The organism is Sorangium sp. So ce1335, assembly GCF_051521615.1.
Lineage (GTDB): Bacteria > Myxococcota_A > Polyangia > Polyangiales > Polyangiaceae > Sorangium.
On the sequence record NZ_CP150363.1, the window covers coordinates 11017532 to 11030733 of the forward strand.

A 13202-nucleotide genomic window follows, 5' to 3' on the forward strand; every position below is an offset into this window, starting at 1 on the left:
TCAGACGGCCCGGCGCAGCGGGGTCGGCGGGAACAGGTCCTTCATGTCGAGCGGGAGCTGGCCGCGGAACCCCTCGATCTCGCCGGCGGACACGCTGTCCGCGACCGCCTCGCAGATCGCCTGCAGAACGAAGCCGGCGGCCTCGCGATCCATGCGCAGCTCGCGCGCGACGTCGTCCTCGATGGTCGCTGTCGTGATGCGCTTGTCGGGCCCGTCGAGGAACGGATCGAGCGACGGGTGCAGCCTGGAGGGGAGCTGCGCGATGAGGTGCCGCGCCTCCTGGGGCGTCACCCTGCGGCAGAGGTTGCCGAGGACGATCTGCAGCGCGAGCTCCGCGCGGTCGCGCTGCTGGAGCCCGCTGTGGCGCTCGACCGCGTGGAGCAGCCGGCCGTAGGCGCTGTCCGCGCGCGCCTTGCGCCGGGTGAGGGCGCGCACGGGGCCGCGCGAGCGCTCGGGGCGCGCGGTCCCTTCGGGGTGCAGCGCGCCTCCCGGCTTGAACCGGGCGGCCACCTCGAGCTGCGCGCGCACGACGGAGCCGGCGGCCTCGGCGCCGACGGCGCCGTCGGCGAGCAGGTCGTCCAGGGTCACGATGCCGACGGGCCGCCCTTGCTCGGTCAGCGGCACGCGTCGACACGCCTGATCGCGCATGATGCGCACGGCGTCGTCGACCGACGCGTCGATCTCGAGGGTCGCGAGCTCATCGGACATGATGTCGCGCAGCATGGTGCTGCGGGCGTCGAGGTCGCCTGCAACGACCTCGAGCGCGACGTCGCGGTCGGTCACGATGCCGGCGAGGCGATGGCCATCGTGGACGAGGACGGCGCCGACGTGGTTGTCGACCATCGCCCTCACCGCGTCATAAGCGGTCGAGCGCGGGCTCAGTACGATCATTCGCGGGCGTCGGTACTGTTCGAGCGGCATGGTGATCCCTCCCCTGGGTAGCGCTGGCGCGTGGGTGCGTTGAACAGCGGTTAGCCAGAACGGTACCAACGGCCGCCGCCGGGCGGCCTCGCGGCGAGGAGACCGACCCGACCGAGCAGCGCTCGGCCACCCTGGGGCGGCGGCCCTCCTCGGATCGCCGCCACCCGGATGGCCTCGAGCGAGCGTCGCTAGAAGCTCACTGCACGACGATCGAGGAGATCTGGTCGTTCAGCGTACCCAGCGAGGCCACGTCGGAGGTGAACACGGCCGACGTGCCGGCGTAGGGCGAGTCGGTGTACACGGTGACCGTGTAGCCGGCGGGCACTTGAATCGAGGAGATCCAGTCGTTCCCGATCGCGCGAGCCCTCAGGTCGTCCACCTCGTACGAACCGCGATCGAGCACGATGGCCCTGCCCCCGAAGCTGGAGTTCTCGTACACGGTGATCCCCGACGTCGCAGGCAGCGGCGCCTGGTTGTTCGAGTACTGCATCCACAGCGTGTCGACGTCGTAACCGGTCAGGTTGACCCACGTCTGGCTCGAGTACGTGCCGGCGCGAAGGATGTCGTCGAGCGCGTCGACCACCGGCGTCTGGTTCACGCGGTACGTCGCGTCGATCCACTTGAAGAAGGCCGCCGCGTCACCGTAGCCGAACAGGTAGTGTGCCCCGTACGTCCATCCGCTCGGGATGGACCAGTTCGCAGAGGCGTTGTCGAGGCCGTAGGCGTCGCGCACGTAGTCGGCGGTCCCCTCGATGATCCAGCCGGGGACCACGCCCGAGTATCCGGCCTGAATGACGTGCATGATCTCGTGCACGACGACGTCCGTGTCCTGCGGGTTGGCGAGCATGTGCTCCATCCTGTAGAACGTGGCCGCGTTGTCCGGATCCGCCCAGGCGATGTCCGACGCGTTCGGGACGATGCTGAGGCTCACCGTGGTCGCGGCAGCGGAGTTGAAGCGCTGGGCGAGCAGCGGATACACGGAGTAGAACGTACACACCATCTCTTCGAGGATGTCGTCATCGAACCCCGTGGCGCTGGTGACGTTGAGGGTATAAGAGCTGCCGACGCCGCAAGCCGGCGTCGACGTGCCGCCCTCGAAGCGCAGGTGGTCGACGACGGTCGCCGAGCTCGACGACGGGAGATTCAGCGCCAGGATGATCTGCAGATCCGAATAGCTCTGCTGGAGCGCGCTCTGCAGCGTGGCGGGCACCGCGAACGTCACGGTGTTGAACGTGTTGGCCGACAGGCCCTGCAGCGAGGCCTGGCCCACCCACTGCCGGTTGTAGCCGAGCGTGGGGCTGCTCACGTACACCTGGATCTGACCCCAGGACGGGCTCGAGGGGAGCCGGATGTCGAGCGCGAGCTCGTCGGTGACGCCCGAGAGGGTGGAGAGCGCATCCGACGTCAGCTCCGAATACGTGAAGTTGCTCAGGCCGATCGCGGCCGTGCCCTCGGAGTGGAGCGTCGAGGAGCTGAGGGTCCCGGCCGACGCCGTCCAATCCGACACGCTCTCGAACCCGAAGACCGACTCCTGCTGCGTCAGCGCGAGCTCGGCGGCCTCGACCAGGTCTCCGTCCTCGGGCTCACCGGCGATGGCGCAGGCGCTCAGCGCGCAGCATGTCAGCAGCAGGCTTCCTCGGCTCAGCAGCGTGCGCGTTCTGTATCGGCTGTTCATTGTCCTGTTCATCCTTTGCGTGCATCGAGGCACGAGCGGGCCGGATCGCTCCAGCCACGCACTGACGGTGATCGCGCGAGCCGGCGGCGAGCGGAGCTCCCCCGCGGAGCGATCTGGATCGGCCTGCGACCACGCCATCCATCGCCGTGATCGAGCACCGCCAGCGCCGTTCCTCGGCTGCTGCCGCTGCGCCGTCCGCCTTTCGCGACCGGCTACGTCTCTCTGCGCGCGTGGATGCGGGCAGGCTGGACCGTCCTTCACGAAATCGTACATGGCCGCGGTATTTCGACGCGGCGCGGATCGCCCGGGGCACGCGCTCGAGGAGCGCCGTGGCTGAGCCCGCTTCCCGCCGGCACAACCACCGGCAGGGGCCCGCGCCGCGCTCGCCGCCGCGCCCCCGTGGTCGGGGGCGCCAGCGGCCGTCAGGGCGCCTGCTGGTTCGCCGGCGCGACGGGCACGAGCCGCACCATCCGGTGCTGGAGCGCGTCGACGCGCTGCAGCCAGCTCCGCCAGGCGGCGTACCGGGCCACGGGGATGGTCGATCGATCGAGGACCACGCGCTCCTTCACGACCACCGCGTTCTTGCCCGGCCCCCTCGCGAACGAGAGCGTCGCGCGGCCGAACTCGCCGCCGTCCTCGTCGCCGCCGGGCGGGAGCTCGGCGAACGTGTACCCGGCGGGGGCGACGATCGTGATCGTCCGGTGGTGGTGCCGCGGCGCGAGGCTCGGCGGAAGCACCACCGGCAGCGTGCGCTTCACGAGCGGCGCGAGCATCGACGTCATCGTGGACGGGCCCGAGAGCGGCACCGAGAGCTCGGCGCCCTCCCGGCGGGCGAGCCCCTCGGAGCGCGCCTCGTACTCGAGCGACGCCGCCCCGTTCGGCAGATCGGCCTGGAACGCCACCTTGGGCTTCACGTCGATCGTCGGGAACCAGCCGTACGCGAGGTACTGCTCGACCCACTGCGCGCGCGCGTCGGCCTCGGCCAGGTTCGACCGAAGCTCGAACGCCGCGTCGCCGATGTGCCGCTCCTTGGCCGTGAGCTCGCCCGCGCCCGACGGCCCGAGCGCGATCGTCCACGCCGCGTCGACGCCGTGATCGGCCGGCGAGCTCGCCGGCGTCTCCACGATCTTCGGCGGCCCCTCGTCGACGAACAGCGCCAGCGTGCGCGCGTCCATCGCCGGCAGCGGCCCGAGCCGGCTCTGGGGGCTCGTCGCGTCGAGCCACAGGCCCGGCGCGCCGCCGGCGCCCGGCAGGTACGCGATGCCGTGATCGAACACCGGGATCGCCGCGATCTCGCTCCGGAGCAGCGACGGCTGGCCTGTGTAGCGCGTCTGCACGAGCACCTCCGTCGCCTCGATGCCGATCGACTTGAGCAGCGTGATCAGCAGCATCGCCTTGTCGTCGCAGTCGCCCTGGCGGCGCGCCAGGAGCTCCTGCGGGCGGTTCGGCAGCCACCACTCGCCCGAGACGAAGTTCACGTAGCGGATGTCGTCGGCCACGAAGTCGAAGAGCGCCCGCAGCTTCTGCTCGCGCGTCGTCTTGCCCTTCGTGAGCTCGGCGGCGAGCCGGCGGACCTGATCGTCGGGCTCGGTGAACCCCGCGACGGCGCCGCGGTACCACTCCCGGAAGTCGTGCCAGCCGTGGAACGTCGAGCCAACGACGACCGGCAGCACCTCCGAGAGGTGCGGCGCGAGCGGCTCCTCGGGCACCTCGGGCGGGTCGTCCCAGATGAACCGCGTCACCTGGCGGCCGTCCTTCTCCGACGTGAGCACCCGCTCCGCCTTGCCGTTCAGCACGTCGATCGCCAGCGGATCGCTCTTCGGCGAGTCGACGACGACCTCGTTGTAGAGGATCGGCCGCGTGTCGGTGGAGCCGACGTAATCGATGAAGTAGAACGGCGCGTCGCCGCGGCGGCCGACGGGGCCCGGCGTCCACGAGCGCACCGCGACCTCCACCACGTCGCCCGTCTTGAGCTTGGGCCAGCGCACGAACGGCCTCTGCCCGCCCGCGCCCTGCTCGTCCGGCTGCGCCACGGTGCCGTCCTTGCGGTGCACGCGGGCGAAGAGCAGCTCGGTGTCCGCCGCCTCGGCGGGGATGTCGCGCTCGTAGAGATCCTGCTCGGTGCGCGGCTCGATGACGACCTCGCGCGCGTAGTGCATGAGCTGCGAGACGCGCTTGTCCGGGTGGTACGTCACGACGCGCACCCAGTGGAGCTGGCGGTCGGCGATCTCCCCCTTCTTCGCCGGCTCCTTGCGCGCCCGCGCGAGGAAGACGTCGGGCGCGACGAGGTGCTGCTCGTCGCGCATGCGCCGCCGTCCCGGCGCGCCGGCCGAGCCCTCGCCCATGCGGAACGAGAGCTCGGCCTTGAGGAACGGATCGCTCGGCGTGAGGTCGCGCGCCCGCGCGAGCGCGGCGGTGGAGAGGGCCGGCCAGGGCGCGGCCGCGGCGCCCTGCCGGGCCGCGGCGAGCGCCTGGAACGCGGCGGGCTGGTTCGGCGCGACGTGCGTGGCGTAGGCCAGCACCTCGCGCGCCCACGCGAGGCGCCCCGCGCCGTGGAGCGCGCGGCCGATGTGGATGACGTCGTCGGCCGACGTCTGCTGCGCGAGCGCCCCGGCCGCGGCCACCTCCAGCGCGGCGCCGCCCTCGTGCTCGAACGCGAGCACGTACCCCGCGCCCCGCGACTCGGGCGCGAGCTCGGCGAGCCGGCGCGCGGCCCGCAGCTCGAGCGCCGGATCGAGCCGCGCCGCGGCCGCGATCTCCTGCCACACGACGACAGGGGTCCTGTCCTTCTGCTCGCGCTCGACCGCGAGCAGCTCGTCGAGCGCCGCGCGCGTGAGCCCCCCGGCGGCGAGCTTCTTCTTCACGAGCGCCCTGAGGACGCGCACCTCGGGATCGCGCGCCGAGCGCAGCGGATCCTCGCGCAGCGCGGCGGCCGCCCAGTCGACGCGGTCCGAGGCGAGGTGGGCGGCGACGAGCCGGCGCTGCGCGAACGACGCGGTGGCCCGGTCCTTCTCGGCGAGGCCGCGGACGCGCGCGGCCTCGAGCCAGCCGCTGCGGTTCGCGCCGAACGGGGACACCCACCCCGCCATGGCGATCGCGTCGGACGAGACGCCCGCCGCCCGCGTCAGGCGGTCGAGCAGCCCGGGCGCCCGGGGCGACCGCTGGTCGTCCGCGCCCCCGAGCGTGCGCGCCACCACGGACGTGAGCGTCGGATCGACGGCCGGCGACGCGCCCGCGTCGAGCGCCCCGTCGAGCGACGTCCTGACCGGGGTCACGGCCGACGGCGCGGCGGGGGGCAGCGCGATCGGCGTGAGGTCCGACGAGGTCGCGAGCGCCACCGGCCGGCGCGCCTCGTCGGTGAAGCGCACGCGGACCCGCCCCGCGTCGGGGAGCGCGCCGGTGCACACCTTGAGGGCGAGCAGGTGATCGCCCGCGGGCGCCTCGACGCGCGCGGCGAGGCGATCGAGCACGAGGCGCTCGTGCTCCGCGTCGCTCGCGGCGACGTCGACGCCGTCCCACGCGAGCCGCACGGCGCCTGTCGCGGCGACGTGCGCGAGCAGCGGCTTGCGATCGAGCGCGGCGGGCACGGTGACGCGCGAGGCGAGGTACGTGCAGCTCTCGGCGCGGGGGTGGATGTAGAGGTCGAGCGGCACGCCGCGCGCTGTCGACGCGGCGGGCAGCACCCGCCGCCACGCGACGTCGTACACGCCCCACGCGTAGCGGGCGCTCATGTCGGAGAAGCGCTGGCCTTCGGCCTCGGGCCCCTCGCGGCGCGCGACCCCGCCGCCCGAGCTGTCGTGGAACGGCCCCAGGATGGCGAACGCCTTCACGAGCCCCGACGGGTCCGGCGGCGCGTCGTACGAGACGGCGCGCGCGCCGGGCCACGTGGGGGCCGGGGGATCGGGGGCGAGCGAGGCCGCGAGCCAGCGCGCGTCGTCGGCGAGCGGCGACGGCGACGCGGCGATCTGCGCGAGGCCCTCGCGCGCGCGCCCCTGCGCCGCGCGATCGGACAGCGCCGCCGCGATCACGAGCCCGGCGACCGCGTCGTCGCCGCCCCGCCGCGCGCGGGCCAGCGCGGCGCCGAGCATCTCGTCGGGCGTCGCGGCGGTCCACCGCAGCGTCGTCGCGATGGGCGCGCGCTTCTCTGTCGCGCGCGGGCCGCCCACAGCGGGCGCGCGCGCCTCCACCTTCGCGCCGCCGGGGCGCGGCGCCTGTGCGCCGTCGGCCGCGGGCAGGCGCGGCACGACCTTCCTCCCCGGGCGCGGCGCCTCCTCGCCGCCCGCGGCGGGCGCGCTCGCGTCCGCCTTCGCGCCGCCCGCGGCGGGCGCGCTCGCGTCCGCCTTCGCGCCGCCCGCCGTGGGCGCGCTCGCGTCCGCCTTCGCGCCGCCCGGGCGCGGCGTCTGCGCGTGGCCCGCCGCGGGCGCGACAGCGAGGACTATCAGCGCCGCGACCCACCCGCCGCGACGCGCGGCGCTGGCGCGGCCCTCGCGTTGATCACGCTCCCCGCGTCGTTCGCGTCGATCACGTCGTTCGCGCCGACCACGTCGATCTTCCCCCGGCGAGCTCCGCTCCATCGATCCTCGCTTCCAGGCCACGGCATAGCGCGTGCCCGATCGCGGCGCGAGCGCGGCGATCGCCGCGGCAGATCGCGCGGCCGCGGCCGCCTCGCGCGAACGCGGCCCCCGCGCGCGGGGCGCCGCGCGCGAACTTGGCCGGCGAGCGCGCGGCCCACTAGCCTGCTCTCATGCGGCACGCGTCACGATGGGTGCTCTCGGCGGTGATGGCCCTGACCACGCTGCTGGCCTCGCCAGCGATGGCCTCCGCCCGCGAGACGAAGGTCGAGTGGAAGAGCGTCGACGTGCCCGCGGGCGAGGGCCAGGCCCAGCGGGCGCGCACGCTGCGCGGCCTGCTCGCGAGCGCCGCGAGGAAGGCCGACTTCGGCAAGGCGCGCTCGGTCGTGCTCAGCGCGCGCGTCGTCGAGTTCACCTCGTCCACGCGGGGCGACGTCCACCGCGTGAGCTGCACCGTCGTCGGCCGCGTCGTCGGCGGCCCCACCGCCCGCTCGCGCATCTCGTTCGGCGGCAGGCCGAGCGAGCGAAAGGCGCTGGAAAAGCAGGTGCTCACCATGGTCGCCAACGGCGTGGTCGGCAGGCTCGCCTCCATCGTCCGCGCCCGCGAAGCCAAGCGCGACCGGGAAGCCGCGCGCGACTGAGCCGGCCGGCCGCGCGCCGTCCCCCATCGCCTCGCGACGCTCGACCCTCCGCGCGATCTGATCTACGAGGGCCGGCGCATCATGGAACTGGACCGGATGGTGAGCGAGCTCTTCCAGGAGGAGGAGCTCGCTCGCGACATGGCGAGGAAGCTGATCGCCATGGCGCAGCGCTCCGCGGACGAGGCGAGCGCCGAGCGCGAGCGCCTCCTCGCCTTCCTCCGCGGGCCCATGGAGCGCCACATGCGCTACGAGGAGTCCGCGATCTTCCCGCATTTCCAGGCGCGCGGGCTCGCCGAGGAGGTCCAGGTCGCGCTGAAGCAGCACGCCGCCGTGCGCGACGCCACCGAGGCGCTCGCGCGCGCGGCGCAGGGCAGCGACGTCGCGGCGATCGTCGCGCAGGTCGCGCGGCTTCTCCTGCACCATACAAATTTCGAGGGCGACTACATTTATCCAGAGCTCACCCATGACGAGTGGCGCGCGCTGATGAAGGAAACGGTTCGTCATGAGATCTGAGACGGTGCGCAGGAACTCGACACAGCTGTTCCCCTCGACGTAGGCTTTTGCCGCCGTGTCTATCGCAGCAGGTCAGGTGCTGAGCGAGCGCTACCGCCTCATCCGACCCGTGGGGCAGGGCGCGCAAGCCTCGGTGTGGGTGGCCGAGCACCTGGCCCTCAGCACGCACGTCGCCGTCAAGCTCATCGATCCCGAGCTGGCGAAGCAGGAGGACGCGCGCGAGCGGTTCCGGCGCGAGGCGACGGCGGCGGCGCAGCTCCGCAGCGCGCACGTCGTGCAGATCCTCGACCACGGCATCGAGGGGGAGCAGCCGTTCATCGTGATGGAGCTGCTCGAGGGCGAGGACCTCTTCGAGCGGCTCGCGCGCAGGCGCCGCCTCACGCTCCAGGAGACGTCGCGGATCATGACGCAGGTCGCGCGCGCGCTCACCCGCGCGCACGGGGCCGGCATCGTGCACCGCGACCTCAAGCCGGAGAATTTCTTCCTCTGCGCGAACGAGGACGACGAGATCGTCAAGATCCTCGACTTCGGCATCGCCAAGGTGGGCCACGGCAAGCGCGCCGCCCAGCGCACGACGGTCGGCACGCTCATGGGCACGCCGCACTACATGAGCCCCGAGCAGGTGAAGGGGCTCCGGGAGGTCGACTTCCGCGCCGACCTCTGGGCGCTCGGCGTGATCGTCTACCAGTGCGTGACGGGCGAGCTCCCGTTCGACAGCGAGGGCGTCGGCGACCTGCTGATCAAGATCTCGGTGGGCGAGATCCCGGTCCCCTCACGGGTGAACCCGGAGCTGCCGCCGGCGTTCGACGCGTGGTTCGCGCGCGCGTGCGATCGTGAGCCGGCGCGGCGCTTCAGCAGCGCGCGCGACCAGGCGGAGGCGCTCGCGCGCATCGCCGATCTGTCGACCGAGGCCCCGGCCAGCCTGAGCTCGCCGCGGCCTCCGCCGCCCCGGTCCGCGCCGACGCGCCCGCCGACGGCCCCGCCGCGGCCGTCGACCGGGTCGGCGATCCCGAAGGCGCCGCCGCTGCCGCGGGTGGCCGGGCCCGACGGCGACGGCCCGGCGGCGGCCGAGCGGCGGCCGAGCCCGCCGGGCGTGGCCGCCACCCCGCTGTCGACGCTGCCGAGCGCGAGGATCCCCGCGCGGCCGAGCGAGCGGCCGGCGGCGGCGCCGCGGCTCACCGACCGGCCCCCGGCGCCGCCTGCGCTCGGCGAGCGCCCTCCGCTCAGCGAGCGCGCGCCGATGTCGTCCCGGCTCGGCGAGCGGCCGGCGGCGCCGCCGCGGCTCACCGACCGGCCTCCGGCGCCGCCGCGGCTCACCGACCGGCCCCCGGCGCCGCCGCGGCTCACCGACCGGCCTCCGGCGCCGCCGCGGGCCACCGAGCGACCTGCGGCACCGCCGCGGGCCACCGAGCGAGCCGCGACGCCGCCGCGGCTCACCGACCGGCCCCCGGCGCCGCCGCGGCGCAACGACACCGCCCCGCAACCGGCGGCGCCGATCTCGACGGGGACGCCGCGCGCCAGAACGACGCCGCTCGCCGCGAAGGCGCCGCCGAGCGAGCCGCTGCCGCTCGCCGCGAAGGCGCCGCCGAGCGAGCCGCTGCCGCTCGCCGCGGACGCGCCGCCGAGCGAGCCGCTGCCGCTCTCCGCGAAGGCGCCGCCGAGCGAGCCGCTGCCGCTCTCCGCGAAGGCGCCGCCGAGCGCGCCGCTGCCGCTCTCCGCGAAGGCGCCGCCGAGCGCGCCGCTGCTGCTCTCCGCGAAGGCGCCGCCGAGCGCGCCGCTGCCGCCCTCCGCGAAGGCGCCGCCGAGCGCGCCGCTGCCGCCCTCCGCGAAGGCGCCGCCGAGCGCGCCGCTGCCGCGCGGCGCGCGGCCCGCGACAGCGGACGGCAGCGTCGATGCCCCGCAGGGATCGACGCCCCTTCCGCGCAGCGGAGCGCACCGGCCGCCGGCCGACAGCGCATCCTCGCTGGACATCGACGTCGAGGACTTCGAAGAAGAGCCGCTCGACACCGACGTGGACGAGCCCTGGGTGGAGCCGCCTTCGCCCGCGGCGCCCGAGCCCGAGGCGGCCACGGCGCTCGCCTCCCCGGGCCCCGCGGCGCTCGCGCCGCCGTCGGCCGCGGCGCCGGCGTCCCCGGACCTCGCGGAGCCGGCGCCCTCCGGCCGCGAGCTCGTCGCGCCCGGCGCACCGGCCGAGCCGATCGCCGCAGCGCCGCCCTCGCAGGCGGCCCATCCGACGGCGGCAGCGATCGAGCCCGGCGCGCCGCCGGACCAGGCGCTGCTGCCGGAAGAGCGCCGCGACGGCGTCGAGCGAGCGCCCGCCGCGGCGGTCGCGGCCACGAGCGCCGCCGCGCCCCCCGCCGCGCTGCACGCGCCGCAGCCGCTCGATCCGCCGAGCGCGCCGGCCCCGGTCGCGCCGGAGCGCGCCGGCCAGACGCCGGAGAACTGGCTGAAGGGCTCCAGCGTCAGCGGGCTGGCGCACGAGGGCGCGCTCCCGGAGTTCGACCCCGGCTCACGCCGGCGCCGGCTCGCTCGCTGGGGAGCGCTCGCGCTCTTGGCCCTCGCCGGCGTCGTCGCCTGGCAGGTCCTCGGCTCGCGGCTCCGGCCGCTGGGCGCGCCCGCGGCCGAGAGCGAGCCCGCGCCGCCGGCCGTCGTCACGACCGAGCCCGCGCCCGCACCGGAGCCTGCGCCCACGCCCAGCGACACGGCGCCGGCCGCGTCGGCCGCCCCGTCGGCGCAGCCCTCGGCGGCAGCCACCGCGACCTCGACGGCGCCGCGCAAGCGACGCCCGCCGCCGCCCCCGCCGAAGAGGCCGCGGAAGCAGCAGCAGCCGGCCACCCGGGTGGACGACCTGACGATCGAGATCCCGGACCCGGCCCCGGAGCCGGCCGAGGCCCACGACGCGCCCGCGCCGCTCCCGGACCTGCCTCCGCCGAGCGACTCGCCCTCACCCCGGGAAGAACCGGCCCCGCAGGCAGAATAAAGAGCGGATGGAAACGACGGCATACCAGCAGTACTCCGAGGAATCCGGCGACTGGTTGAGAAAGGGGAGAGCTCGGCTGCTGGCCCATCTGGTGCGCGAGTTCGGCCCCGCGCGGCGGCCGCTCGAGCTCCTGGAGGTCGGCGCCGGCGTCGGCCAGAACCTGAGCGTTCTCGCGGAGTTCGGCGACGTCGACGCGAACGAGGTGAGCCCCCTCGGGCAGGAGGCCATCGCGAAGGCCGGCGCGGCGAGGACGCTGTACAGCACGTCGCTCCCGTTCGAGCTCGACCGGCGCTACGACGTGATCTGCGCGCTCGACGTCATCGAGCACATCGAGGACGACCGCGCCGCGCTCCAATGGATCCACGATCACCTGCACCCCGGCGGGATCTTCGTCGCCACGGTGCCGGCGTACCCGTGGCTGTTCAGCGATCACGACCGCGCGCTCCAGCACTTCCGCCGGTACACCGCCGGCAGCTTCCGCGCCGCGCTGCCGGCCGGGTTCCACGTGGAGGCGTGCGCCTACTTCAACCAGCTCCTCTTCCCCGCCGCGGTCGGCTCGCGCGCCGTCTGGAGCGCCGCGCGCAAGCTGCGCCCGGGCAAGGGCAGCATGAAGCAGCCGTCGCCGAAGTCGGGCCTCGCCTCCGCCGCGCTCGAGGCCGTGCTCGGCGCCGAGGTCGACCTCATCGCGCGCGGGTACCGGCCGAGCTTCGGGCTGTCGGTCTTCTGCGTGGCGAGGCGCGGGCCGGCGTGAAGGACAGGCCCGCGTCGCTCGCCGATCTCCCAGCCGCCCCGCCCACAGACGCACCGCCCGCACCCCCGGCGATCCCGGCGGCCCCACCCGGGCCGGCGCCCGGCGCGCCGCTGGGGGCCGGTGGCCCGCTCGCCAGGCTGCGCGCCGCGCTGCGGCCGGTGATGCTCGTCGCGGCGGCGCTGTTCATCGGGCTCGCCGCGCGGGATCTGGCGCGCCGGTGGGAGAGCGGCGAGGCCATCGAGGTCCGCCCTGCGTTCGTGGCGCTGTCGATGGTGCCCCTCGCGCTGGGCGCCGTCGTGCTCGGGCTCGCGTGGGCCTGGCTCCTCGAGGAGCTGACCGGCCGGCCCATCCCCCGCTGGCGGGCGATCGCCCTGCACGTCGAGTCGCAGGCGGCGAGGTACATCCCGGGGAAGGTCGGCGTCCCGCTGATCCGCATGCTCGGCGCGCCGCGCATCGGCACGACGGGCGCGGTGGTGGGGTCGTCGTTCGCCGTCGAGCTCGTCAGCTTCGTCGCCGTCGGCGCCATCGTGGGGCTCGGCCTGCTCGCGGCGGGCGGCGAGCAGGTCGCGGGCGCGAGCGCGTTCATCGGGCGATGGAGCCTGCCGGTGCTCCTCGCCCTCGGCGTCGTGCTCGTCGCGCTCATGACCGTGGATCGCGCCCGCGCGCCCGCGCGCGTGCGCAGGTTCCTCGCGACCGAGGGGCGCGGGCCGCTCATGCCGGCGCGGCTCCCGCTCGCGCACGCCGCGTACTGGCTGACCTGGGCTGCGCACGGGGCCTGCGCGGCGCTCGCCGTCGGCGCGACGCCGGCCGCGGCGCTCGGCGGCTCGGGCCTCTTCGTGCTCGCGCCGATCGTCGGGTTCCTCGCGCTCGCCACGCCGGGCGGCATCGGCGTGCGCGAGGCGCTGCTCTCCGTGGGCCTCGCCCCGGCCGTGGGCCCCGCCGCCGCGCTGGGCGCCGCGGTCATCTCGCGCGCCACATCGCTCGCCGTGGACGTGGGCGGCTGGCTCGCAGCGCGGCTGCTCACCGGGCGACACGCGCCCCACGGCGGGGCGGAATCCCGAGATCGCTAGCCCGTCGCCCGCGCGCGCGGCGCAGCACAACGAGCACGTCTGCGGCCCCGAAATCCTGCCAGGATTTCTGACACGGGGTA

General features: G+C 75.2%; 8 protein-coding genes. 5 read left to right on the forward strand and 3 right to left on the reverse strand.

Annotation, left to right across the window (positions count from 1 at the left end):
- From WMF24_RS41280 to WMF24_RS41290, 3 genes are all read right to left on the reverse strand, one after another.
- Positions 1-921 carry a DUF2267 domain-containing protein gene (locus tag WMF24_RS41280; protein WP_437732947.1) on the reverse strand — a complete coding sequence of 307 codons (921 nt, stop codon included), beginning with the start codon at positions 919-921 and terminating at the stop codon, positions 1-3.
- 196 nt (positions 922-1117) lie between these two features.
- A complete protein-coding gene (locus WMF24_RS41285) occupies positions 1118-2596 on the reverse strand; it encodes a basic secretory protein-like protein (protein WP_437732948.1) in 1479 nt (492 codons plus the stop codon).
- A 422-nt stretch (positions 2597-3018) separates the two neighbouring features.
- On the reverse strand, positions 3019-7170 hold the full coding sequence (locus tag WMF24_RS41290; protein ID WP_437732949.1) for a transglutaminase domain-containing protein: 4152 nt from the start codon (positions 7168-7170) through the stop codon (positions 3019-3021).
- 170 nt (positions 7171-7340) lie between these two features.
- Here WMF24_RS41290 and WMF24_RS41295 point away from each other — a divergent pair, with 170 nt between their 5' ends.
- From WMF24_RS41295 to WMF24_RS41315, 5 genes are all read left to right on the forward strand, one after another.
- On the forward strand, positions 7341-7808 hold the full coding sequence (locus tag WMF24_RS41295) for a hypothetical protein (RefSeq protein ID WP_437732950.1): 468 nt from the start codon (positions 7341-7343) through the stop codon (positions 7806-7808).
- An 81-nt stretch (positions 7809-7889) separates the two neighbouring features.
- Positions 7890-8321, forward strand: coding sequence for a hemerythrin domain-containing protein (locus WMF24_RS41300; protein ID WP_437732951.1), 432 nt, complete (start codon positions 7890-7892; stop codon positions 8319-8321).
- 55 nt (positions 8322-8376) lie between these two features.
- Positions 8377-11301, forward strand: coding sequence for a protein kinase domain-containing protein (locus WMF24_RS41305; protein ID WP_437732952.1), 2925 nt, complete (start codon positions 8377-8379; stop codon positions 11299-11301).
- Positions 11302-11308: 7 nt separating this feature from the next.
- On the forward strand, positions 11309-12052 hold the full coding sequence (locus tag WMF24_RS41310) for a class I SAM-dependent methyltransferase (RefSeq protein WP_437732953.1): 744 nt from the start codon (positions 11309-11311) through the stop codon (positions 12050-12052).
- A complete protein-coding gene (locus WMF24_RS41315) occupies positions 12049-13122 on the forward strand; it encodes a lysylphosphatidylglycerol synthase domain-containing protein (RefSeq protein ID WP_437732954.1) in 1074 nt (357 codons plus the stop codon). The genes WMF24_RS41310 and WMF24_RS41315 overlap by 4 nt, the downstream gene beginning before the upstream one ends.
- The last annotated feature ends 80 nt before the right edge of the window (positions 13123-13202 follow it).